General features: G+C 70.6%; 18 protein-coding genes. 14 read left to right on the top strand and 4 right to left on the bottom strand.

The features are described 5' to 3' along the window. The first annotated feature begins 90 nt into the window (after positions 1-90). The 6 genes from SMIR_RS08330 to SMIR_RS08305 all read left to right on the top strand — a co-directional run bounded on the left by SMIR_RS08330 (position 91) and on the right by SMIR_RS08305 (position 9,754). The gene (locus tag SMIR_RS08330) at positions 91-627 is read left to right on the top strand and encodes a flavin reductase family protein (RefSeq protein WP_212726824.1); all 537 of its coding nucleotides are present in this window, start codon (positions 91-93) and stop codon (positions 625-627) included. Between the two features lie 397 nt (positions 628-1,024). Continuing rightward, positions 1,025-2,455, top strand: a complete 1,431-nt coding sequence (locus SMIR_RS08325) for a diaminobutyrate--2-oxoglutarate transaminase family protein (protein WP_422664512.1) — start codon at positions 1,025-1,027, stop codon at positions 2,453-2,455. Between the two features lie 240 nt (positions 2,456-2,695). After that, the gene (locus SMIR_RS08320) at positions 2,696-4,660 is read left to right on the top strand and encodes an IucA/IucC family protein (protein ID WP_168496391.1); all 1,965 of its coding nucleotides are present in this window, start codon (positions 2,696-2,698) and stop codon (positions 4,658-4,660) included. A gap of 141 nt (positions 4,661-4,801) precedes the next feature. Continuing rightward, the gene (locus SMIR_RS08315) at positions 4,802-5,539 is read left to right on the top strand and encodes a GNAT family N-acetyltransferase (protein ID WP_168496392.1); all 738 of its coding nucleotides are present in this window, start codon (positions 4,802-4,804) and stop codon (positions 5,537-5,539) included. A 56-nt stretch (positions 5,540-5,595) separates the two neighbouring features. Then, positions 5,596-7,647 (top strand): IucA/IucC family protein, encoded by a 2,052-nt coding sequence (locus tag SMIR_RS08310; protein WP_422664412.1) that lies wholly within the window; start codon positions 5,596-5,598, stop codon positions 7,645-7,647. Positions 7,648-7,741: 94 nt separating this feature from the next. Beyond that, the gene (locus SMIR_RS08305) at positions 7,742-9,754 is read left to right on the top strand and encodes an ATP-dependent DNA helicase (protein ID WP_212726823.1); all 2,013 of its coding nucleotides are present in this window, start codon (positions 7,742-7,744) and stop codon (positions 9,752-9,754) included. A gap of 709 nt (positions 9,755-10,463) precedes the next feature. Here SMIR_RS08305 and lexA read toward each other — a convergent pair. Next, positions 10,464-11,240: a transcriptional repressor LexA gene (lexA, locus tag SMIR_RS08300; protein WP_054229877.1), complete on the bottom strand. Its 777-nt coding sequence runs from the start codon at positions 11,238-11,240 to the stop codon at positions 10,464-10,466. A 518-nt stretch (positions 11,241-11,758) separates the two neighbouring features. On the opposite strand from lexA, the gene nrdR reads away from it, so the two are divergent. Beyond that, positions 11,759-12,343, top strand: coding sequence for a transcriptional regulator NrdR (nrdR, locus tag SMIR_RS08295; RefSeq protein WP_168496396.1), 585 nt, complete (start codon positions 11,759-11,761; stop codon positions 12,341-12,343). Between the two features lie 151 nt (positions 12,344-12,494). Then, positions 12,495-15,389: a vitamin B12-dependent ribonucleotide reductase gene (locus tag SMIR_RS08290; protein ID WP_168496398.1), complete on the top strand. Its 2,895-nt coding sequence runs from the start codon at positions 12,495-12,497 to the stop codon at positions 15,387-15,389. A gap of 106 nt (positions 15,390-15,495) precedes the next feature. On the opposite strand, the gene SMIR_RS08285 is transcribed toward SMIR_RS08290, so the two are convergent. Beyond that, the gene (locus SMIR_RS08285) at positions 15,496-16,029 is read right to left on the bottom strand and encodes a TerD family protein (RefSeq protein ID WP_168496400.1); all 534 of its coding nucleotides are present in this window, start codon (positions 16,027-16,029) and stop codon (positions 15,496-15,498) included. A gap of 155 nt (positions 16,030-16,184) precedes the next feature. Here SMIR_RS08285 and SMIR_RS08280 point away from each other — a divergent pair, with 155 nt between their 5' ends. From SMIR_RS08280 to SMIR_RS08270, 3 genes are all read left to right on the top strand, one after another. Continuing rightward, positions 16,185-16,790 carry a YdbC family protein gene (locus SMIR_RS08280; RefSeq protein WP_099920297.1) on the top strand — a complete coding sequence of 202 codons (606 nt, stop codon included), beginning with the start codon at positions 16,185-16,187 and terminating at the stop codon, positions 16,788-16,790. 106 nt (positions 16,791-16,896) lie between these two features. Next, positions 16,897-17,580 (top strand): histidine phosphatase family protein, encoded by a 684-nt coding sequence (locus SMIR_RS08275; RefSeq protein ID WP_101401069.1) that lies wholly within the window; start codon positions 16,897-16,899, stop codon positions 17,578-17,580. Beyond that, positions 17,570-18,475 carry an ADP-ribosylglycohydrolase family protein gene (locus SMIR_RS08270; protein WP_101401070.1) on the top strand — a complete coding sequence of 302 codons (906 nt, stop codon included), beginning with the start codon at positions 17,570-17,572 and terminating at the stop codon, positions 18,473-18,475. Before SMIR_RS08275 ends, SMIR_RS08270 begins: the two co-directional genes overlap by 11 nt. 388 nt (positions 18,476-18,863) lie before the next feature. Here SMIR_RS08270 and SMIR_RS08265 read toward each other — a convergent pair whose 3' ends face one another. Beyond that, positions 18,864-20,396 carry an MFS transporter gene (locus tag SMIR_RS08265; protein WP_211118827.1) on the bottom strand — a complete coding sequence of 511 codons (1,533 nt, stop codon included), beginning with the start codon at positions 20,394-20,396 and terminating at the stop codon, positions 18,864-18,866. Between the two features lie 196 nt (positions 20,397-20,592). Between SMIR_RS08265 and SMIR_RS08260 the strand changes: the two genes are divergently transcribed. From SMIR_RS08260 to SMIR_RS08250, 3 genes are all read left to right on the top strand, one after another. Further along, positions 20,593-21,237, top strand: coding sequence for a TetR/AcrR family transcriptional regulator (locus SMIR_RS08260; protein ID WP_212726822.1), 645 nt, complete (start codon positions 20,593-20,595; stop codon positions 21,235-21,237). Positions 21,238-21,343: 106 nt separating this feature from the next. After that, positions 21,344-22,045 carry a ribonuclease HII gene (gene rnhB / locus SMIR_RS08255; protein ID WP_054229885.1) on the top strand — a complete coding sequence of 234 codons (702 nt, stop codon included), beginning with the start codon at positions 21,344-21,346 and terminating at the stop codon, positions 22,043-22,045. Positions 22,046-22,113: 68 nt separating this feature from the next. Continuing rightward, positions 22,114-22,740 carry a hypothetical protein gene (locus SMIR_RS08250; RefSeq protein ID WP_168496406.1) on the top strand — a complete coding sequence of 209 codons (627 nt, stop codon included), beginning with the start codon at positions 22,114-22,116 and terminating at the stop codon, positions 22,738-22,740. Positions 22,741-23,222: 482 nt separating this feature from the next. Here SMIR_RS08250 and SMIR_RS08245 read toward each other — a convergent pair whose 3' ends face one another. After that, complete coding sequence (locus tag SMIR_RS08245; RefSeq protein WP_054229887.1) at positions 23,223-23,858, bottom strand: hypothetical protein; 636 nt, start codon at positions 23,856-23,858, stop codon at positions 23,223-23,225. Between the last annotated feature and the right edge of the window lie 110 nt (positions 23,859-23,968).

Raw genomic sequence — 23,968 nt, 5'->3', positions numbered from 1 at the left:
AGACTCACCGCGAGACCTATCGCGCTCCTATAGCCGTCCGGGTGAGGGGAGTTATAGGTGGGACATAGTGAGGCCGCCCACGGTGGGCGCATGGACACTCCGGTCGGGCACGGCTCCCGCATCGCTTCGCGGCCTTCGCAGACCGACATCGACGAGAGGGAGTTCCGGCGGACGCTGGGTCAGTTCTGCACCGGCGTCGCGGTCATCACCACGGTGGACGGCGAACCGGTGGGCTTCACCTGTCAGTCGCTCACCTCGCTGTCCCTCGATCCTCCGCTGGTCACGTTCGCCGTGGCCAACGGGTCCCGCAGTCTGCCCCGGCTGCTGCGCACCGGTGTGTTCAGCGCGAACGTCCTGTGCGCGGATCAGGAGCCCCTCGGCAGGCGGTTCGGCGCGCCGCACCCGGACAGGTTCGCCGGCGTGGACTGGCTGCCCGCTCCCGTCACGGGGACCCCGCAGCTGGCCGGCGCGCTCGCGTGGGTGGAGGCGCTCGTGTCGGACGCGGTGCCGGCGGGCGATCACACCATCGTGATCGGCCGCGTGGTCGGTGTCCGGCGCGGCGGTGGCGATCCGCTGCTCTACTTCGGCGGCGAGTTCCGTGTCGGCGGGGTCGGCTCGACGCAGTGACACCCGGTTCATCACCGCCCGGTCGCCCCGGCTTCGAACCGGCCCCGTACCCGCATCCCTGGATGGGTCCCGTTCCGCATCGGTCTCCGCGTCGCCGGGCGACCGCGCGCCCCTCGTGAGTGACGACAAACGGGCCGGGCACGCCCAAGGATCTTCGACTCACCCGCTTCCCCGAGCGAGTCGCGTCGTTGGTACGTACGGGGGACCTGCCGCCTGCGCTCAGAGCCCCCTGCCAACTCGCCTCTGGACAGCGGGAGGACCTGAAGTCGTGGCCGTGACCGAGTCTGCGGTGGTACCGGTGGGGCGCGAGCCCGAGGAGACACGGGAGGGCGTGTCCGGGACGGGGCAAGAGGGGCCGGACGGAGTGCCCGTGGCGTCCGAGCGGGCGCGGGAGAGGGTGCCCGGGGCGGCCGAGAGGGCGCGAGAGACGGTGCCCGGAGTGTCCGAGGGGGCGCGCGCGGCGCACGAGGGGATTCTGCGGCGCCAGTCGGCGCGCGAGTCGGCGGCCCGCACCTACGCGCGCGCCCTGCCGATCGTCCCCGTGCGGGCGCGGGGGTTGACCATCGAGGGCGCGGACGGGCGCCGTTACCTCGACTGCCTCTCCGGCGCGGGCACACTGGCCCTGGGACACAACCACCCGGTGGTGCTGGAAGCGATCAGGAAAGTCCTCGACTCCGGGGCGCCACTGCACGTCCTCGACCTGGCCACACCCGTCAAGGACGCCTTCACCACCGAGCTGTTCCGCACGCTGCCCCCGGAGTTCGCCGCCCGCGCGCGGGTGCAGTTCTGCGGACCCGCCGGGACGGACGCCGTCGAGGCCGCGTTCAAACTGGTGCGCGCGGCGACCGGACGCACCGGGATGCTCGCGTTCACCGGTGCCTATCACGGGATGACCGCGGGGGCGCTCGAAGCATCCGGGGGCGCGACCGAGGTACGGGTCGCGCGCCTGCCCTACCCCCAGGACTACCGCTGCCCGTTCGGCATCGGCGGTGAGCGCGGTGCCGAACTCGCCGCGCGCTGGACCGAGTCCCTGCTCGACGACACCAAGTCCGGCGTGCCGCACCCCGCCGGGATGATCCTCGAACCCGTCCAGGGCGAGGGCGGGGTGATTCCCGCGCCCGACGACTGGATGCGCCGGATGCGCGAGATCACCGCGGCGCGCTCCATTCCCCTGATCGCGGACGAGGTCCAGACCGGCGTCGGGCGCACCGGCGCCTTCTGGGCCGTGGAACACAGCGGGATCACCCCGGACGTGATGGTCCTGTCCAAGGCCATCGGCGGCAGTCTGCCGCTGGCCGTCGTCGTCTACCGCGACGACCTCGACGTCTGGCAACCGGGCGCCCACGCCGGCACGTTCCGCGGCAACCAGCTGGCCATGGCCGCGGGCACGGCGACCCTCGCGTACGTCCGCGAGAACGGACTGGCCGAGCGCGCGGCGACCCTGGGCTCCCGCATGCTCACTCAACTCCGCCGACTCGCCGAGGAGTTTCCCTGCATCGGTGACGTACGGGGCCGCGGGCTGATGATCGGCGTCGAGCTGGTGGATCCCGAGACACCCCCGGGCACCACCACCGACGGCCCCCGGGCCGCCGCCCCCGAACTCGCCGCCGCCGTACAGCGCGAGTGCCTGCGCCGCGGTCTGATCGTGGAGCTGGGCGGGCGTCGCGCCAGCGTGGTGCGACTCCTCCCGCCCTTGACGATCAGCGACGAACAGGCGACCGCGGTGCTCGACCGACTGGCGGACGCGGTGGCGACGGTGGCGCGAGCGGGACTGGACGGGCCGGCCGGGCACGGCCGGGGTTCCGTGTCCGGTGAGCACGCCGGATAGGACCCGCAACCGCCGCGGGCCGCCCGCACGGCGCCCCCTCGACGGGCCCCCGCCGCGGACGGGACGCGGACCTCACTCGGACCACCCCACTCGCACCACCCCACTCGCACCACCCCCTCGCGCCGAACCACCGCCCACCCGCCCGGACCGACCAGGAACGCCCCACGCCCCACGCCCCACGCACGCCAGTACCGCCCCGGTTCGTCGCCGCACGGACCTGAACGACCCCGAGGAACTCTCTTGAACGCCACCCCCGCCCCCGACGGCCGTCCCGACACCTACGAGCGAGCGGCCTGTGGCACGCAGACCCCGCCGGTTTCGGGGGCAGACTCGGTCCCCCGGCAGAAGGGAGGGGCCCGGGAGACCGAGCGGCTGCGCGGCGCCACCGCCGATCTGCTGGAGCACCCCGCCGCCCACACCGCGGCCCAGGCGGCGGCGGTCGAGAACCTGCTGCGCTGCTGGGTACGGGAGAACAACCTGCCCGCCCCCACCGACGGCACCCTCCGTATCCCCCTCCCGGCCAGCGGCACGTCCCTCCTGACGCCGGTCCACCACTGGTCCCCGACCGGCTGGCACCGCTTCGGCCTCCCGCACCTCGCCGACGCTCCCGAGGGGGCACCGTCGGCCGACGCCGTCACCGTGGCGGCGCTGCTCGCGCGCCAGGCGGCGACGGGCGACGGGACGACGAGCACGGCCGAGGCGACGTCGACGCCCGTTTCCGAATCCGGCCCCGCCGGGGACGGCGCCGACCTGGTCGGCCGTGTCGCCGACTCGGTGCGGCGGACCGTCGTGTTCATCAACGACCGCAGGCAACGGCCCGCCGACACCCCCGACTTCTTCCTCGCCGCCGAACAAGCACTGGTGCTGGGGCACCCGTGGCACCCCACCCCGAAGAGTCGGGAAGGGCTCTCCGAGGCCGAAGTTCGTTTGTACTCGCCCGAGTTGCGCGGCTCCTTCCCCCTGCACTGGATGGCGGTCGCCCCCTCGGTCCTGGCCGCCGACTCGGCATGGACGGAGCGCGGCCGGCCCGTCCCCGCGCAACAGCTCACCGCGCGGTTGGCCGGATCCGGGCTGCCCCTGCCCGACGGGTACGCCGCCCTGCCGCTGCACCCCTGGCAGCTGGCCGACGTCCGGCACCGACCCGAGACCGCGGCCCTGCTCGACGCCGGACTGCTCCGGGACCTCGGCCCGCACGGCTCCGCCTGGCACCCGACCTCCTCCGTCCGCACCCTCTACCGCTCCGGCGCCCCCGCCATGCTCAAGCTGTCGCTGGGTCTGCGCATCACCAACTCCCGCCGTGAGAACCTCCGCAAGGAGCTCCACCGCGGCGTGGAGGTCCACCGTCTGCTGCGCAGCGGCCTGTCCAAGCAGTGGCAGTCCGCCCACCCGGGCTTCGACATCGTCCGCGACCCGGCCTGGCTCGCCGTCGACGCCCCGGACGGCACCCCCCTGACCGGGCTCGACGTGATGATCCGCCACAACCCGTTCGGGCCGACCGACGACGCCGTCTGTGTCGCGGGGCTCGTCTCTCCCCGGCCCCACGCCCGACCCGGCGCACGCGGCGGATCCGAGGACCGGCCCGTGATGCGGTCCCGGCTCGCCGAGATCGTCACCCGCCTCGCCGGACGCACCAGCAGGCCCCGTGGCGCCGTCGCCGCCGAGTGGTTCCTGCGCTACCTGGAGTACGTCGTACGCCCTGTGCTCTGGCTCGACAGCGAGGCGGGGATCGCGCTGGAAGCACACCAGCAGAACACCCTGCTCCTGCTGGACCCCGAAGGCTGGCCCACGGGCGGCCGCTACCGCGACAACCAGGGCTTCTACTTCCGAGCGTCCCGGCGCGCCGAACTGGACGCCCGGCTGCCCGGCATCGGCGAACGCAGCGACACCTTCGTCTCCGACGAGGTCACCGACGAACGCTTCGCCTACTACCTGGCGATCAACAACGTGCTCGGCCTCATCGGCGCGTTCGGCTCCCAGCACCTCGCCGACGAACACCTGCTGCTCGCCGCTTTCCGCCGCTTCCTCACCGATGTGGCCTGCGGCCCGGCCCGACTGCGTACGCCCCTGCCCGCCCACCTCCTCGACTCGCCCGTCCTGCGCTGCAAGGCCAACCTGCTGACCCGGCTGCACGGCCTCGACGAACTCGTCGGCCCGGTCGACACCCAGTCCGTCTACGTCACCCTCGCCAACCCCCTCCATTGCTGACGAAGTCGCCCTCGCCGACCCCCTCCATTCCTGACGAAGTCGCCCTCGCCGACCCCCTCCATTCCTGACGAAGTCATCCTCGCCGACCCCCTCCATTCCTGAGGAACATGCCCCACCCCGTCTCCTGAGAGGAGCGTCGCCGTGCCTCCCACCGATGCGAGCACCGACGCCGGTACCGCCCCCGTCACCGACCTCGGCGCCGACCCGGGCCCCGGGCCGGGCACGGACAACGAGGACACCCTCGACCTCCGCCTGCCCGACGAGCTGCTCGCGCTCCTCGGCTCCGAGGTCGAGTCGGCCGGGGGAGACGACCTGCTCGACCGCATCGGTGGCTGGGGCCCGATCGCCACTCCCGTGGGCGCCTTCCACCTGGTCCCCGTCCGCGTGGAGCGTGATCTCCCGCTCGTCTCCCGCTGGATGAACGACCCCGCCGTCGCGGAGTTCTGGGAGCTGGCAGGACCCGAGTCGGTCGCCGAAGAACATCTGTGCCGCCAGCTCGACGGCGACGGCCGCAGTGTGCCCTGCCTCGGCGTGCTGGACGGCACCCCGATGAGCTACTGGGAGATCTACCGCGCGGACCTCGACCTCGTGGCCCGCCACTATCCCGCCCGCCCGCACGACACCGGCCTTCACCTCCTCGTCGGCGGTGTCGCCAACCGAGGACGAGGCCTCGGATCCGCCCTGCTCCGAGCCGTCGCCGACCTCGTACTGGACAAGCGTCCGGCCTGCGCCCGCGTCGTCGCGGAACCCGACCTCCGCAACACTCCCTCCGTCTCCGCCTTCCTGAGCGCGGGCTTCCGGTTCTCCGCCGAGGTCGATCTGCCCGGCAAACGGGCAGCCCTCATGGTCCGGGACCGGAGTCTGCGCGATCTGTTGTAGCGCCCTGCCCTCACCGCACCGCTCGTTCCGATCCGGTTCCCTGTCAAGGAGTCCCCGTGCCGCATCCATCCGCCACCCCGGCCTCCGGAGAGCTGCCCGCCTTGTACGACCCGCCCGAGCTGCGCAAAGACCGATGGGACCAGGTCGGCCGCCGACTGCTCGCGAAGATGATCGGCGAGTTCGCCCACGAGGAGATCGTCAGACCGGAACCGGAATCGGAATCGGAGCCGGAACCAGAGCCGGAGCCGGGTTCGGAGGCTCAGCGGGGCGCGGAGGGAAAAGTGGCCCCCCTCCGCAGTGAGCACGATCCGGCGACCGGCCTCGACTCCTCCGCCGGAGCGGCCTCCTCGCGACCCTCACCAAACCCCGCCTCCGCCCACCAGGGCATCCCGCACCAGGACACCCCGTACCGGAACACCCCGCACGAGAACACCGGGCACACCGGCACCCTCCGCCCCTACGCCCTGCGTCTCGACGCCGGCGGCAGCCTCTCCTTCCGCGCCCGCCGGGCCTCGTACGACAGCTGGCGTGTCGACCCCGCCTCGCTCACCCTCACCGAGGAGGGAGCGGAGCCGTGCCCCTTCACCGACCCGCTCGGCTTCCTCACCCGGGCCCGCGGCACACTGGAGATCGACGGCGCGACGCTCGGCCACGTGGTCCGTGAACTGAGCACGACGCTCGCCGCGGACGCCCGCCTCGACCGCGACGCCCATACGGCGGCCGAACTGGCCGACCTCGGCTACGCCGAACTGGAGGGCCACCAGACCGGCCACCCCTGGATCGTGCTGAACAAGGGCCGCCTCGGCTTCTCCGCGACGGACGCCGCCGACTGGGCGCCGGAGGCCCGAAGGGCGACGCCGATTCCCTGGATCGCGGTGCACACCACGCTCGCCACCTACCGAGGCGTCCCGAGCCTCCACTCCGCCGAACAGCTCTACGCGCGCGAACTCGCCCCCGCCACGAGGGAGTCCTTCGACGGGGTACTACGCGCGCGTGGGCTCACTCCGGAGTCGTACCTCTATCTGCCCGTGCACCCCTGGCAGTGGGACGACGTCGTGCTGCCGCTGTTCGCGCCCTCCGTAGCCGCGGGAGCGATCGTGCCGCTGCCCTCCGACGGCGACCTGCGGCTCCCGCAGCAGTCGATCCGTACGTTCCTCAATGTCTCGCACCCGGACCGGCACACGGTGAAACTGCCGCTGTCCGTGCTCAACACCCTTGTCTGGCGCGGCCTGCCGACGGAACGCACGCTCGCGGCGCCCGCCGTCACCGCCTGGATGCACGCCCTGAGAGACGCCGACCCGTTTCTGCGGGACACCTGTGGAGTGATCCTGCTCGGCGAGGTCGCCTCGGTGACGGTGAACCACCCCGTGTACGACGCCCTCCCCGAAGTGCCCTATCAGTACAAGGAGTTGCTCGGCGCGATCTGGCGCGAGCCGGTCTCCCGCCATCTGGCCCCCAGTGAACGCGCGCGCACGCTGGCCGCGCTCCTGCACACCGACCCGGACGGCCGCGCCTTCACGGCGGAGCTCGTCGCCCGCTCGGGCCTCGCCCCCAACGTCTGGCTGTGCCGCCTCTTCGCCGCGCTCCTGCCGCCGCTGCTGCACTTCCTCTATCGGTACGGCACCGTGTTCAGCCCCCATGGAGAGAACGCGATCGTCGTCTTCGACGACCACGACGTCCCCGTCCGACTCGCGGTGAAGGACTTCGTGGACGACGTCAACGTGAGCGCGGACCCCCTGCCCGAGCACGCGACCATGCCGGACGACGTACGGAACGTACTGCTGACCGAGCCGCCGGCGTTCCTGACCCAGTTCATCCACTCCGGGCTCTTCGTGGGGGTCTTCCGCTACCTCGCACCGCTCTGCGAGGAACAACTGGGCGTTCCTGAGGCCGAGTTCTGGTCGCTCGTCCGGGCGGAGATCGTCCGCCACCAGGCGCGCTTTCCCGAGCTCAAGGAGCGCTACGAGATGTTCGACCTGCTCACTCCGCGTATCGAGCGCCTGTGCCTCAACCGCAACCGACTGCACCTCGACGGCTACCGTGACCGCCCCGAGCGCCCGCACGCCGCGGTGCACGGCACGGTCCCGAACCCCCTCCACCGGCCTTGATCATCCGGCCCGTACTCGTTCTCGTCTTGATCGCGTCCGTCGGCCGGGCCTTGATCGCCCGATTGTCAGTGGCGCCCCGTAGGCTGGCAACGCTATGACAGAGCCCTCACTCCCCGAACTCCTGCATGCTGCCGTCACTGCCGTCGGCGGTACGGAGCGCCCTGGCCAGGTGACCATGGCCGAAGCCGTCGCGGGTGCCATCGACGACAGCTCCCACCTGCTGGTCCAGGCGGGCACCGGCACCGGAAAGTCGCTCGGCTACCTCGTGCCCGCGCTCGCCCACGGGGAGCGGGTCGTCGTGGCGACCGCCACCCTGGCGCTCCAGCGGCAGCTCGTGGAGCGCGACCTTCCGCGGACCGTCGACGCGCTGCACCCGCTGCTGCGCCGCCGCCCGGAGTTCGCGATGCTCAAGGGCCGGTCGAACTACCTGTGTCTGCACCGGCTGCACGAGGGCGTGCCGCAGGACGAGGAGGACGGCCTCTTCGACCAGTTCGAGGCGGCCGCGCCCACCAGCAAGCTGGGCCAGGACCTGCTGCGACTGCGGGACTGGTCGGACGAGACCGAGACCGGCGACCGCGACGACCTCACGCCCGGCGTCTCCGACCGCGCGTGGGCTCAGGTGTCCGTTTCGTCCCGTGAGTGCCTGGGCGCCACCAAATGCGCCTATGGAGCGGAGTGCTTCGCCGAGATGGCCCGCGAGCGTGCCAAGCTCGCCGAGGTCGTCGTCACCAATCACGCGCTGCTCGCGATCGACGCCATCGAGGGCGCGCCGGTCCTCCCGCAGCACGAGGTGCTGATCGTCGACGAGGCCCATGAGCTGGTCTCCCGGGTCACCGGTGTCGCCACCGGCGAGCTCACCCCCGGCCAGGTCAACCGCGCGGTGCGCCGCGCCGCGAAGCTCGTCAACGAGAAGGCGGCCGATCAGCTCCAGACCGCCGCCGAGGGCTTCGAGCGGCTGATGGAGCTCGCGCTCCCGGGCCGCCTGGAGGAGCTCCCGGAGGATCTCGGATATGCGCTGATGGCACTGCGCGACGCCGCTCGTACGGTGATCTCGGCGATCGGCTCCACCCGCGACAAGTCCGTCCAGGACGAGGACTCCGTCCGCAAGCAGGCTCTCGCCTCGGTGGAGTCGGTGCACGAGGTGGCGGAGCGGATCGCCAACGGCTCCGAGTGGGACGTCGTCTGGTACGAGCGCCACGACCGCTTCGGCGCGTCGCTCCGCGTCGCCCCCATGTCCGTCTCCGGCCTCCTCAGGGAGAAGCTCTTCGCGGACCGCTCCGTCGTCCTGACGTCCGCCACCCTGAAGTTGGGCGGCGACTTCAACGGAGTGGGGGCGTCGCTGGGACTCGCCCCGGAGGGCACCGAGGGCGACGACCTCCCGCAGTGGAAGGGCGTCGACGTAGGCTCGCCCTTCGACTACCCCAAGCAGGGCATTCTGTACGTGGCCAAGCACCTGTCCCGCCCCGCGCGCGACGGCGACCGTGCGGACATGCTGGACGAGCTCACCGAGCTGATCCAGGCCGCGGGCGGCCGCACGCTGGGGTTGTTCTCCTCGATGCGGGCCGCCCAGCTCGCGGCGGAGGAGCTGCGCTCGCGCATCCCCGAGTACCCCATCCTGCTGCAGGGCGAGGAGACGCTCGGCGAGCTCATCAAGAACTTCGCGGCCGACCCCAGGACCTGCCTCTTCGGCACCCTCTCGCTCTGGCAGGGCGTCGACGTCCCGGGGCCCAGCTGCCAGCTCGTCGTCATGGACAAGATCCCCTTCCCGCGCCCCGACGACCCGCTGATGAGCGCCCGCCAGAAGGCTGTCGAGGAGAACGGCGGCAATGGCTTCATGGCCGTCGCAGCGACCCACGCGGCGCTGCTGATGGCCCAGGGCGCCGGCCGCCTCGTACGGGCCACCGGTGACCGCGGGGTGGTGGCCGTACTGGACCAGCGCCTCGCGACGGCGCGCTACGGCAGTTACCTCAAGGCGTCCCTCCCCGACTTCTGGTACACCACGGACCGCAACCAGGTACGCAGGTCGCTCACCGCGATCGACGCGGCGGCCAGGAAGGCCGAGGAGACGGTGGAGGCGGGGGAGACGGTGGAGGCGGAGGAGGCGTAGATCTTCCCCGCGGGGGGCTGACGCGGGGGGCTGAGGGGACCCGCGCCCTCGGCCCGAGGCGGGCCTGCCGGGTGCCCCTACGGGCGGAGTCGCTCCGCCTCGGATGCCCCTCCGGCCAAACAACACCACCCGCACGGCCACACCCGAGCCCCGCGAAGATGCCCGCCCTGCGAGCGCTCCAGGTGTCGTGCCTGCTCTCGGACTCGGGATCTCCGCCCCGGTCCCGCCGTTGATCCTCCCGGCACCCGCGCATGTGGCCCGGGGCCCGCGCATGTGGCCCAGGGCCCGCGCATGTCGCCCAGGGCCCGCGCATGTCGCCCAGGGCCCGCGCATGTCGCCCGGCGTCTGCGCATGCCGTCCGGGCATCTGCGCATGTGGCCCCGGGCCCGCGTATGTCGCTCGGCGCATGCGCATGTGGCCAGGCGCGCGCGTCTGCGCATGTTGCGCGGGGCCCGCGCATGCCGTCCGACGCCTGCGCACATCGCTCGGCGCCCGCGCATATCCCTCGGGTCCTGTGGACGATCCTCCCGCCCCCGGCGAGCAAGACCCCTTCAGGGGCGCGTACTCGTCGGGGCGGACCATCTCTGGACGTCGCGCACGCTGCCCCGCCTGACCCCCGGAGGGCAACGCACAGGGCCCCGGAACCGGCGCAGGTGGTCCCGGGGCCCGGTCAAGGGCGGGGCGGGGGTGTCCCGCCCGGCGTGTGCTGTCACACGCGCCGCAGCACCGCCACCACCTTGCCCAGGATGGTCGCCTCGTCGCCGGGAATCGGCTGGTACGCGGCGTTGTGCGGGAGGAGCCACACATGGCCGTCCTCGCGCTTGAACCGCTTCACCGTGGCCTCGCCGTCCAGCATCGCGGCCACGATGTCGCCGTTCTCCGCGACCGGCTGGCGCCGGACCGTCACCCAGTCCCCGTCGCAGATGGCGGCCTCGATCATCGAGTCACCGACGACCTTCAGGACGAACAGCTCGCCGTCACCGACCAGCTGCCGGGGGAGGGGGAAGACGTCCTCCACCGACTCCTCGGCCAGGATCGGGCCACCGGCGGCGATACGGCCGACGAGTGGGACGTACGACGCGGCTGGCTTGCCCGCCGTGTCCGTGGGCTGCGCCGAGGACTGGTCGGAGCCCCGGACCTCGTACGCCCGCGGGCGGTGCGGATCGCGGCGCAGGAAGCCCTTGCGTTCCAGTGCCATCAGCTGGTGGGCGACCGACGAGGTGCTGGAGAGGCCGACCGCCTGTCCGATCTCCCGCATCGACGGCGGGTAGCCGCGCCGCTGCACGGAGTCCCGGATGACCTCGATCACCCGGCGCTGCCTGTCGGTGAGTCCCGAGCTGTCGGCGCGGATGCCTGGAGGTCGCCCTGGCAGGGAGCGCTTGGGCCCCTCATGATTCGTGGCTTCGTTCATCGCATGCACCGGCTCGAGTCGGCCCTGGGAGCGGTCCTGGGCAGTGATGGTGGCACTGTCTGCGGTGGTGGTCACGTCGGCCCCTCTCGATGGTCTCCCTGCTGGACAACGGTAGTTGCTTTCGAAAGGTTGCGCCAAACACACGTTCGAGTGAAAAATCGCGGATTGCCTGTCGTGATCACGTGTCTGGGTGTATAGCCAACGCTTCATCCGGCGGACATAAGGGCTCATTGCTGTACTCTTCACCGCCGGGGCGATGACCGTGCCGACAGATGTGGGCCGCGGCCCAGTCTGCCATCCGGCACCCCGTAAGTCGGGTACCGGCCCCCTTTCCGCGCGCTGACCACGGTATCTCCGCGTGTCCGGGATCGGTATGACCGCGCGGCACATGCCATTACGTGTGCGACACGCGTGTCCTGGGTGAATTTAGGGGTCGATCCCCACATCTAGTGGTTGGATTGCTGCAGCAGCCCAGAAGTTGTGGTCCCCCGGGTCTTCGAGCCTCCGGTCATCGCCTATGCTTGGGGCTGCTTCGAGGGGCCCGAGAGGTCTCGCGAGGTCTATGAGTCGTGCTGTGAAGGAGGGTTGGAGCCATGCACTGCCCCTTCTGCAGGCACCCCGACAGCCGTGTCGTCGACAGCCGTACGACCGATGACGGCACGTCGATCCGCAGGCGCCGCCAGTGCCCCGACTGCTCCCGTCGTTTCACGACGGTGGAGACGTGCTCGCTGATGGTGGTCAAGCGGTCCGGCGTCACCGAACCCTTCAGTCGTACCAAGGTCATCAACGGCGTGCGCAAGGCGTGCCAGGGGCGGCCGGTCACCGAGGACGCGCTCGCCCAGCTCGGCCAGCGTGTCGAGGAGGCGGTGCGGGCCACCGGGAGCGCCGAGCTGACCACCCATGACGTGGGTCTGGCCATACTCGGCCCGTTGCAGGAACTCGACCTCGTCGCCTATCTGCGGTTCGCGTCCGTGTACCGGGCGTTCGACTCGCTCGAGGACTTCGAGGCCGCCATCGTGGAACTCAGGGAAGAGACGAGGCAGCGCCCCGCCGCGGACGAGGAAGACGCGGGCGAGGCGGATGCCGGCGTGGCAGCCGCGGACGCGGAGCGTCCGGAAAGCGACCGCGGGTCCGGAGGGACCGTCCAGGTCCCCGTGCCCGCCAACGCCGCCGACTGACGGAAGGGCCGACTCGGATCGGCCCCCATCGGTGGCGACCAAAGACCTGTTGCGGGCGGCCGCGTAGCGGCGCGCGCAGCACCAGACACACACCGTGCCATGGGAAGAACGTGGCACTTCAGGGCGTTTTAGCCCGATACAGGGAGGCGGCATGACAGAGACGGCGAGCGGTCCGGCACGAGGTTCCCGCGCCAAGGGCACCAAGGCCAGCAAGGGACTGCGCATCGAGCGCATCCACACCACCCCCGGCGTGCACCCGTACGACGAGGTGGAGTGGGAGCGCCGTGACGTCGTCATGACCAACTGGCGCGACGGCTCGATCAATTTCGAGCAGCGTGGCGTCGAGTTCCCCGGCTTCTGGTCGGTGAACGCGGTCAACATCGTCACCAGCAAGTACTTCCGTGGTGCCGTGGGCACCCCGCAGCGCGAGGTGAGCCTCAGGCAGCTCATCGACCGCATCGTGAAGACGTACCGGAAGGCCGGCGAGGACTACAAGTACTTCGCCTCGCCCGCCGACGCCGAGATCTTCGAGCACGAGCTGGCGTACGCCCTCCTGCACCAGATCTTCAGCTTCAACAGCCCGGTCTGGTTCAACGTCGGGACGCCTCAGCCCCAGCAGGTCTCGGCCTGCTTCATCCTTTCCGTCGACGACTCCATGGAGTCGATCCTCGACTGGTACAAGGAAGAGGGCATGATCTTCAAGGGCGGCTCCGGCGCCGGCCTGAACCTCTCCCGTATCCGCTCATCCAAGGAGCTCCTCTCCTCGGGTGGCAACGCCTCGGGTCCCGTCTCCTTCATGCGCGGTGCCGACGCCTCCGCAGGAACGATCAAGTCGGGCGGCGCCACGCGCCGCGCGGCCAAGATGGTCATCCTCGACGTCGACCACCCCGACATCGAGGACTTCATCGAGACCAAGGTCAAGGAGGAGGAGAAGATCCGCGCCCTCCGTGACGCGGGCTTCGACATGGACCTGGGCGGCGACGACATCACGTCCGTCCAGTACCAGAACGCCAACAACTCGGTCCGTGTGAACGACACGTTCATGAAGGCGGTCGAGGAGGGCGGCAAGTTCGGTCTCACCTCCCGTATGACCGGCGAGGTCATCGAGGAGGTCGACGCCAAGACGCTCTTCCGCAAGATGGCCGAGGCCGCCTGGGCCTGCGCCGACCCGGGCATCCAGTACGACGACACGATCAACCACTGGCACACGTGCCCGGAGTCCGGTCGTATCAACGGCTCGAACCCGTGCAGCGAGTACATGCACCTGGACAACACGTCCTGCAACCTCGCCTCGCTGAACCTGATGAAGTTCCTCAAGGACGACGGCAAGGGCCACCAGTCCTTCGAGGTCGAGCGCTTCGCCAAGGTCGTCGAGCTGGTCATCACCGCGATGGACATCTCCATCTGCTTCGCGGACTTCCCGACCCAGAAGATCGGCGAGAACACCCGCGCCTTCCGTCAGCTGGGCATCGGCTACGCCAACCTGGGCGCCCTCCTGATGGCGACCGGCCACGCGTACGACTCCGACGGCGGTCGCGCCCTCGCCGGTGCCATCACCTCGCTGATGACCGGCACCTCGTACCGGCGTTCCGCCGAGCTCGCCGCGGTCGTCGGCCCGTACGACGGCTACGCCCGCAACGCGCAGCCGCACCAGCGCGTCATGAAGCAGCACTCCGACGCCAACGCCGTGGCCGTCCGTGTGGACGACCTCGACACGCCGATCTGGGCCGCCGCCACGGAGGCCTGGCAGGACGTGCTGCACCTCGGTGAGAAGAACGGCTTCCGCAACGCGCAGGCCTCGGTCATCGCCCCGACCGGCACCATCGGTCTCGCGATGTCCTGCGACACCACCGGCCTCGAGCCCGACCTCGCGCTGGTCAAGTTCAAGAAACTGGTCGGCGGCGGCTCGATGCAGATCGTCAACGGCACCGTTCCGCAGGCCCTGCGCCGCCTGGGCTACCAGGAGGAGCAGATCGAGGCGATCGTCGCCCACATCGCCGAGAACGGCAATGTCGTCGACGCCCCGAGCCTCAAGCACGAGCACTACGAGGTCTTCGACTGCGCCATGGGCGAGCGCTCCATCTCCGCGATGGGCCACGTCCGCATGATGGCCGCGATCCAGCCCTGGATCTCCGGCGCGCTTTCCAAGACGGTCAACCTGCCGGAGACGGCGACCGTCGAGGACGTCGAAGAGGTCTACTTCGAGGCGTGGAAGATGGGCGTCAAGGCGCTCGCGATCTACCGCGACAACTGCAAGGTCGGCCAGCCCCTCTCCGCCAAGACCAAGGAGAAGGAGAAGGCCGAGGTCACCGCCAAGGCCGAGGCGACCATCCGCGAGACGGTCCAGAAGGTCGTCGAGTACCGCCCGGTCCGCAAGCGCCTCCCCAAGGGCCGTCCCGGCATCACCACCTCCTTCACGGTGGGCGGCGCCGAGGGCTACATGACCGCCAACTCCTACCCGGACGACGGTCTCGGCGAGGTCTTCCTGAAGATGTCGAAGCAGGGCTCCACCCTCGCGGGCATGATGGACGCCTTCTCGATCGCGGTCTCCGTGGGTCTGCAGTACGGCGTGCCCCTGGAGACGTACGTCTCGAAGTTCACGAACATGCGCTTCGAGCCGGCCGGCATGACGGACGACCCGGACGTGCGGATGGCGCAGTCGATCGTCGACTACATCTTCCGTCGCCTGGCGCTGGACTTCCTGCCCTTCGAGACGCGCTCCGCGCTCGGCATCCACTCCGCCGAGGAGCGTCAGCGTCACCTGGAGACCGGTTCGTACGAGCCGTCCGACGACGAGGTGGACGTCGAGGGTCTGGCCCAGTCCGCGCCCCGCGCGCAGGAGCTGAAGGCCGTCGCCACCCCGAAGGCCGAGGTCGAGGCGGCGAAGCCCGCCCCGAAGCAGGCCCACACCAGTGCCGAACTGGTGGAGATGCAGCTGGGCATCCAGGCGGACGCCCCCCTGTGCTTCTCCTGCGGTACGAGGATGCAGCGGGCCGGTTCCTGCTACATCTGCGAGGGCTGCGGCTCGACCAGCGGTTGCAGCTGACCTGAAGCCCTGAAGGGCGGCACGACCACCGGTCGTGCCGCCCTTCGGCGTTTTCTCGCTCCTATGGAGAAGGCTGTTTCAGACGTGTCCTACGGAGAGGGCTGTTTCAGGCGTCGTGGCGCGTGCCCATGACGCGCGGGAACTCCGCCGGGTCGGTGTCGTAGCCGTGGATCCCCGGATGGAAGGTCCACTCTCCGGAGGCGTCGCGTACGAACTCGCCGACGGTCGCGGCCGTCGCCCCCAGGACGCCGCCGAAGTTGTCCTCCGCCAGCACGGTGTAGCCCTCCCGCATGCGCAGGCCCGGGTTGAGGACGCCCACGAACGACTTGTGGCCGGAACGCTGCTGGATGAGTACGCCCACCACCACACGCGTGTAGCCGCTGTTGAGGCGGTCGAGTTCCAGCGTCATGACCTCGTCCCAGCCGAAGCCCTTGCCGTCCTTGCTGTCCCGGTTCAGGTAGATGGTGCCGTCCGGCGAGCGGCTGTCGAAGTGCACCACATAGGCGGGACTTCCGTACGGATCGGCGGCCACGTACGTCGCCGCGATGATGTCGAGGTCGGTCGCGGGCTCGCCGACGGGACTCGGGTCCCATTTCACCGCGAGCTCGACCTTGCGGATGCCCTTGTTGAGACCGGTCATTGGATCTCCCCCTCCCCGTCCCCATCTTCTTCAGCCCCCAACTGCTCTGTTGTCAAGGCCTGTTGTCCATCGTGCCACGCGCGCGGGGGCGCTCGCGCGGGTGCACTCTGCCGGAGCGTGACCGGCGCCACGCTCCGTGGCCTTACGATGGCGCGGTGCTGGTCAAGTGGATTCGCTGCACCGTGGTGGACCGCCGCGGTTTCGAGCGGGGGCAGCGAAAGTGGGCGGGGCTGCTGGGTGAGCCGGGATTCCGGGGGCAGGGCGGGGGCTGGAGCCGGGGGCGGCCCGGGGTGGCGCACATCTTCGCCTTCTGGGAGAGCCGTGCCTTCTACGACTCCTTCATGGCCCGTTCTCACGACCGGCTCGCGGCTGCCCAGTCGGGGACCTTCAAGGACTCGCAGGCCAAACTCTTCGATCACCGGTTCGATGTGAAGACCGGCTTCGAGCCGCGCTTCACGGACGCCGACCTGTTGCGGGTTGCCCACTGCCGCATCCACGAGGAACGGGCCGAACACTTCGCGCTGATGCAGGAGAAGGTCTGGAACCCCGCGATGGCGGGCTCGCCCGGCATGGTGCGGGGCCTGTTCGGTGAGGCCCCGGGCCATGAGTTCCTGATCCTGTCCATGTGGCAGTCGGCCGCCGAACACGGTAAATACCGGGCCGAGCGCGTGGAACGGCTCGCGCTGCGTGCCCAGACGGAGGCCGATGTCGCGGCCCTGACCGGCGACATAGTGGCGCTGGAGCCCTCGTGGACGGTCTGACCGGAGTGCCGTCCGCGGGTGTGATCTGCGCGGAGAACATGTGACCTACGCCGTATGGAGCCCGTACGAGTGCTCGATCGGCCGTCAGCCGTTTTAGGGTCTTGGCATGGTTCGACCACGGCGTATCGTCCTTGTCCGGCACGGCGAGTCAGCGGGCAACGCCGATGACACCGTTTATGAACGCGAGCCCGACCACGCTCTGGCGCTCACCGAGAAGGGGTGGCAGCAGGCGGAGGAGACGGGAAAACGGTTGCGGGAAGTCTTCGGGCGAGAGCGCGTAAGCGTTTACGTGTCTCCGTACCGCCGTACGCACGAGACGCTCCGCGCCTTCCACCTGGACCCCGGGCTCATACGGGTGCGCGAGGAGCCTCGGCTGCGCGAGCAGGACTGGGGCAACTGGCAGGACCGCGACGACGTACGCCTCCAGAAGGCCTACCGGGACGCGTACGGGCACTTCTTCTACCGCTTCGCGCAGGGCGAGTCCGGCGCTGACGTCTACGACCGGGTCGGCGGCTTCCTGGAGAGCCTCTACCGGAGCTTCGAGGCCCCCGACCACCCGACGAACGTGCTCCTGGTGACCCACGGTCTTGCCATGCGCCTGTTCTGCATGCGCTGGTTCCACTGGACGGTCGCGGAGTTCGAATCGCTGTCGAATCCGGGGAACGCCGAGATGCGGATGCTCGTCCTCGGTGACGACGGGAGGTACACGCTTGACCGTCCGTTCGAACGCTGGTGTGAACCCGAGTCGTACGGGGACGCCGGGATAGAGTGGCAGGGCGATGACCTCTGATTCCTCTCCCGGCGGACGCCTGGACCGCGCCCTGGCCAGCCTGCGTGGACTCGCGGTGGGGGACGCGCTGGGCTCGCGGTTCTTCGTGCCCGTGAACTACCCGCTGCTCAAGCGACGCGAGCTGCCGTCCGGCCCCTGGCAGTGGACGGACGACACCGAAATGGCCTCCTCCGTAGTGGCCGTTCTGGCCCGGCACCGCCGCATCGACCAGGACGCGCTGGCCGGCTCCTTCGCCGAGCACCACGACGTCGACCGGGGCTATGGCCCCGCGGTCAACCGGCTGCTGCGGCAGATCCAGGAGGGGGGCGACTGGCGGGAGCTGGCGTCCGCCCTCTTCAAGGGACAGGGCTCGTGGGGCAACGGCGCCGCGATGCGGATCGCCCCCCTGGGGGCCTGGTACGCGGATGACCCGGAGCAGGCGGTCCACCAGGCGGAGATCTCGGCATACACCACCCACCAGCACCGCGAGGCCGTCGTGGGCGCCATGGCCGTCGCCGCGGCCGCCGCCCTGGCGGCCGACCCGGCGAGCCCGCCGAGTGCCGAGGCGCTGCTCGACGGCGTCGTCGCGCTCGTCCCGCGCAGCGCTGTGGGAGCCGGTCTGCGGCGCGCTCGCGACATGCTCGACTACGGGGACACCGCGACGGTCGCCGCCGTACTGGGCTGTGGGCGGCGTACGACGGCGCACGACACGGTGCCCTTCGCACTCTGGTCCGCGGCCCGGGCCCTGGGTGACTACGAAGAGGGCTTCTGGTCGACCGCCCAGGTGGGCGGCGACATGGACACGACCTGCGCCATCGTCGGCGGTGTGATCGCCGCGGGCAAGGCGGGGGCGCCGCCGGGGGAGTGGGTGGAGCGGACGGAGAGCCTGCCGGGTTGGGTGCGGGCGGGGGCTTAGGCCGCGGGGACGGTTCGTGACGCCGGGGAGTCCCTGCGCAACGCGGTGCTCCGGCAGGGGCCGGGTGGGCCTCACGCGGCACGGGTACGGCTCCGGGCGTCCGGCGGCTCGTGGTGGCGCGTCGCATGGGGTTGGTCGTCGGCGCCGTACAGCGGTGGCCTGCCGGGCCGCCTGCGATGCCGTACACCGGCCTGACGGTCCTTCCTCGCCGCCGTACAGCTGACCGCGAGGCCCGGACCCCGTGCCGTACGTCCTCAAGGCCCGCCCCGGTGCCGTACAACTGCCTGCAAGGCTGGGCCCCGGGGTGCCGTCCCGCCGCGTATGACCGGACCGCGGTCCGAGCTGTCTGTTGCTCGGACCGGGGCCCGGCCCCTCCGCAGCCCCCGCCTCAGCCTCCGGCGGGCCCCGCCGTGCCCGCGAGGGCCTCCAGGTCGCTCTTGCGGACCCGGATCACGAGTGCGGCCGTGGCCAGGGCCAGTACCGCCATCGCGACGGCCGGGACGAAGGCGGTCGAGATGCCCTGGGCGAGCACGTCGTGGCCCCACGGAGCGGGCAGCTGGTGGGTCTTGGCGAACTCCGCCTTCTGCTCGGGCGAGGCGTTCGCCAGGAACTTCGGCAGCTGTTTCTCCGCCTCGTCCCGGCTGGCCGAGCCGAAGACCGTGGTCAGGATGGACAGACCGAGCGAACCGCCCACCTGCTGGGTGACGTTGAGGAGTCCGGACGCGGCGCCCGCTTCGTGCTGGGCGACACCGGAGACCGCGGTCAGGGTCAGTGTCACGAAGTTCAGGCCCATACCGAAGGCGAAGAGCAGCATCGGGCCGAGCACCCCGCCGACGTACGTGCTGTCGGGGCTCATGAAGGTCAGCCAGCCGAGCCCGAGCGCGACGAGGGCGGAGCCGACGACCATGAACGGCTTGGGCCCGAGGACCGGCAGGAACCGCTGCGACAGCCCTGCTCCGATGCCGATCGCCGCCGTCACGGGCAGGAACGCCAGACCGGCCTGGATCGGGCTGTAGCCCAGTACGTTCTGCACGAACAGGACGATGAAGAAGAACATCCCGAACATCGCCGCGGCCAGACTGAGCATGATCATGTATGTGCCGGAGCGGTTGCGGTCGCCGAACATCTTCAGCGGGGTGATCGGTTCCTTCGCCCGGGTCTCGATGAACGCGAAGCCCAGCAACAGGACCAGCGCCGTGGCGAAGGACCCGATCGTGAGGCTGTCGCGCCAGCCCTCCTCCGAGGCGCGGATGAACCCGTACACCAGCGAGGCCATACCGGCCGTCGAGGTGAGCGCGCCCGCGACGTCGAAGCGCCCCGGATGGCGCTCGGACTCGTTGATGTACATCGGGGCGAGCACGGTGATCAGCACACCGATGGGCACGTTCACGAAGAGCACCCAGCGCCAGTCGAGCCACTCGGTGAGCATGCCGCCCGCCAGGAGCCCGATGGCGCCGCCGCCCGCGGAGACCGCGGCGAAGACGGCGAAGGCCCGGTTCCGTGCCGGGCCCTCGGGGAAGGTGGTGGTGATGAGTGCCAGCGCGGTGGGCGACGCTATCGCGCCACCCACGCCCTGGAGGGCTCGCGCGGCCAGCAACTGCCAGGGTTCCTGGGCGAGTCCACCGAGCAGCGAGGCGAGCGTGAACAGCATGATGCCGGTCATGAAGACCCGGCGCCGACCGAGGATGTCACCCGCGCGGCCGCCGAGCAGGAGCAGGCCACCGAAGGTGAGGGTGTACGCGCTGATCACCCAGGTCAGGTCGGTCGTGCTGAATTTGAGCGCGTCTTGAATGTGCGGGAGGGCGATGTTCACAATCGTCGAGTCGAGGACCACCATGAGTTGGCAGGCCGCGATGACGGCGAGTGCGATGCCGGGATGCCCCTCCCGGCGGGCCGCTCCTGGCTTTGATTCCTGGATCAACTGAGAGGTTTGAGAGGTTGTCACTATGGGTCCCCCACAAGTGCGTTAGTGAACGCTCGCGTTCACTGTTGCGTCAACGGTAGTGAGTCCCCGACAGTGAACGCAAGCGTTCACTGAAGTCGCCGCCGTGTGTCGCCACTTGACCGCTCGCCCTCCCCGAACTCCCCGCTCCCCCATGCACAACGGAGACACTCAGATGGTTACTTCGCGTTGGACGGCCGCTCCCGCTCAGGCGGCCTCCCTGCGTCGACGCGGTGCCGTGCTCGAACGCGCGATCCTCGACGCCGCGCTCGAGCAGCTCAGCACGGTCGGCTGGAACGGCCTCACGATGGAGGGCGTCGCCGCCCGGGCCCAGACCGGCAAGGCCGCGGTCTACCGCCGCTGGCCGTCCAAGGAGGACCTCGTCGCGGACGCGCTGAAGGCCGGACTGCCGAGCCTGACGCAGGCCCCCGACCTCGGAAGCGTCCGGGACGACCTGCTGGAACTGTGCCGACAGGTACGTGAGGCGATGTACTCGCAGCCCGGATTCGCACTGCGCTCAGTGCTTCACGAATGCGATGTGGCGCAGGCGGAACGCTTTCAGAGTCTGATCATCGGAGGGGTCGTCGAGCCGACCAAGCATCTGCTGCGAGAGATCGTTCACCGCGGAATCGAGCGGGAAGAGGTCCGACCGGACGCCGCGAACGCCTACGTCTTCGACGTCATTCCGGCGATGATGATGTATCGCTCAAAGGTGTGCGCGAGCGAATGGAGTGAGCGCGATCTGGAGGAGATGATCGATCAGCTGATGGTCCCGCTGCTGCGACGGACGGGGGCTGATCCGCGGGCGGCCGGGGCCTGAATCCGTGGATCGTAGGGTGACTGGTTCGTGTCGGTACCGGGGCTGGGGTCGCTCAGGGAAACCTGGGTGTCGCGAGGGGTTCGGGGCGGCGTAGGCTGAGGTCGCCATGCCGTACGAACCACCTACTCACACCGTCGAGCGCTCCCTCCGCGCCACGACCGGAGCGAAGATCATTGCCGGTGTCGACGAGGTGGGCCGCGGTGCGTGGGCCGGCCCGGTCACCGTCTGCGCCGCCGTCACGGGACTGCGCCGTCCGCCCGAGGGCCTCACCGACTCCAAACTCCTCACCGTCAAACGCCGTACCGTGATGGCCGCGGAGCTGGAGAAATGGGTGACGTCGTACGCCCTGGGGCATGCCTCCCCCGAGGAGATCGACGACCTGGGGATGACGGCCGCGCTGCGCCTGGCCGCGGTGCGGGCCCTGGAGGCCTTGCCCGTCCGCCCCGACGCGGTCATCCTCGATGGGAAGCACGACTACCTCGGGTCGCCGTGGCGGGTTCGCACGGTGATCAAGGGTGACCAGTCCTGCGTGGCCGTCGCGGCGGCCTCGGTGATCGCCAAGGTTCAGCGCGACAAAATGATGGCCGAACTGGGTGTCGACCATGCAGACTTCGGTTTTGCGGCCAACGCCGGGTATCCGTCTCCGGTGCACAAGGCCGCACTGGAGGAACGGGGCCCCACTCCGTACCACCGGCTGTCATGGGCGTATCTTGATGCGCTGCCCCAGTGGCGGCACCTCAAGAAGGTCCGCAGCTGGGCGGACGGAAGCGGTCCGGAGATCGAAGGTCAGCTCGGCTTCGATTTCTGACGGTTCCGCTCGCACTCATGTGCCACCCGCCGACGCGAGTCGCACCGGCGTTTGATAAATATCAGCTCATGCCTCTCATTCCCGAGGAGCCTCAGATTCACGAGAGTGCCCAGGGTCCCCGCGCGACTCCGGCCAGTGGCCGCACCGCGCCGACCCCCCGTCCCGTACCCGGTCCCCGTCCCGCGGCTCCGCCGCGTCCCGGACGTCCGGGACCTGTCCGGCCGATGCCGGCCCAACGCACCCCGCGTGAGCCGGTCGTGGCCACGCCGGGGTCATCCGCCCCGGCGGCCGCGCCCGCTGCCGCCACCCCACAGATCCAGCTGATCCCGGCCTCGGCCGAGGGCGCGCTGGACGCCGCCGAAGAAGCGGTCGACCTGCTGTTGGAGTCGGGCCGAGCCCCCGGTGAGGTGCTGGTGATCACCACCGGCGAACCGCACCCGTGGGCCGCGCACGAACTCTCCTTCGGCGAAGCCGCCTACTGGGCGCAGCACGACGCGGGCGACGACGTCTTCTACGCCGACGCCTCCGCCGCGGGCCGGGCCGCGTCCCGTCCCGTGGTCGTGGTCGCCGTCAACGGCGGTTCCGACGCTGCCGCCGCCACCGCCCTGCCCCTGGCCCTCGGCCGGGCCGGCGCCCTGTTGATCGTCTGCGGCGACCCGCAGCAGATCAACTCGGTGCTGGGCGCCGGAGTCTGAACGAATCCCGGACACCGTCCGGGATTCGCTCGGGCAGCGGTCGGGGTGATGTCTCGGGCGTGATGGTGGTGCCACCACGGCGCCACCTGTACGGCGGTCGTTTCGTCGTGCCTGGAGCTTGTGTGCCCGAGGACCGCGCGCGTGTAGTGCGTGTGCACGGAGTCCGTGTGCCTGCAGTCCCGCGGACGGCCACCAGGCCGTCCGGCGATGGCGTACACCGAAGAGACACCCCGCCCACGGAGACGCCCACCGCCGCCACCATGGCCTCGGAAAGCAAGCGGTCACTACGGGCGTTCCGGAGGTGCGCGTACACCGCTGGATCGGGCGCAAGCGCTACGGCACTGCCCCCGCCCGTCCCGCGCGCCGCGGGGGCCACCACGGCGCGGGCGGACGTACCCGGGCCGCGGGGACGAGTGCCCCTCAGGGGCCCCAAGGCGGGCCGGTACCTGGGCGGGCGCCGACGCCGCGCGGCCGCGGCAGACTCAGCGGGCGGCCGCCCGGCGCAGCACCTCCGACGCGGCGCCCCCGGTCCGTGGGAGCGGCGGTGGTGCCTCGGTCAGGGCGAAGGACTCAGGTGGGGAGTCCGCGCTCGGACGGCGTCCGCCACGGCCCTCGCCGAGTACCTGCCAGCCGTCGTGCGTCAGCGTGATGTACGCCCCGCAGCGCAGCCCGTGCAGGGTGCAGGCGTCCCGCAGCCCCCACATCCACGCCCCGTCCTCCTCGGTCCAACGTGCGTCGCCCTCGCGGCAGTAGAGCAGCACCGCCGTGCGTACCGGGGTGCGGCGCCGCAGGTCGTGCGGGATCACCCGGCGCAGCTGCGCCAGCAGGGAGTTGCGGAACATCCAGCCGTCGGCCGGAGCCGACCGCCGGGTGAACGAGGCGCTCGCCCGCAGCCGCTCGTCCGCGTCGAGGACGGCCACGATGGCGGTCGTGGGTCTCGGCCGGTGCCGTGCGTGCAATCCGCTGACGACCTCCCGGGGATTGCGCAGCAGCGGAATCCCCGCAGCGGCCCATTCGGCGGGTTCGAGCATACGGGTCAGTGGGTTGGCGGAAGCGGCGGACAGATCGGCTGACGTCGACATGGATGCCGCCGAGGACGGAGCGAATCCGAAGGTCACGGTCCTCCCTTCGGCTACGCGCCCACACAGCGGGCGGGGTCGGACTTGGGGGAGCGCACGCCGCAGCAGAGCCCTACCGGATCACGGGCGAGCCGTACGGGGAGCGGACC

This window comes from Streptomyces mirabilis (assembly GCF_018310535.1).
GTDB lineage: Bacteria > Actinomycetota > Actinomycetes > Streptomycetales > Streptomycetaceae > Streptomyces.
This window is presented reverse-complemented; position numbering and strand designations above follow the sequence as displayed.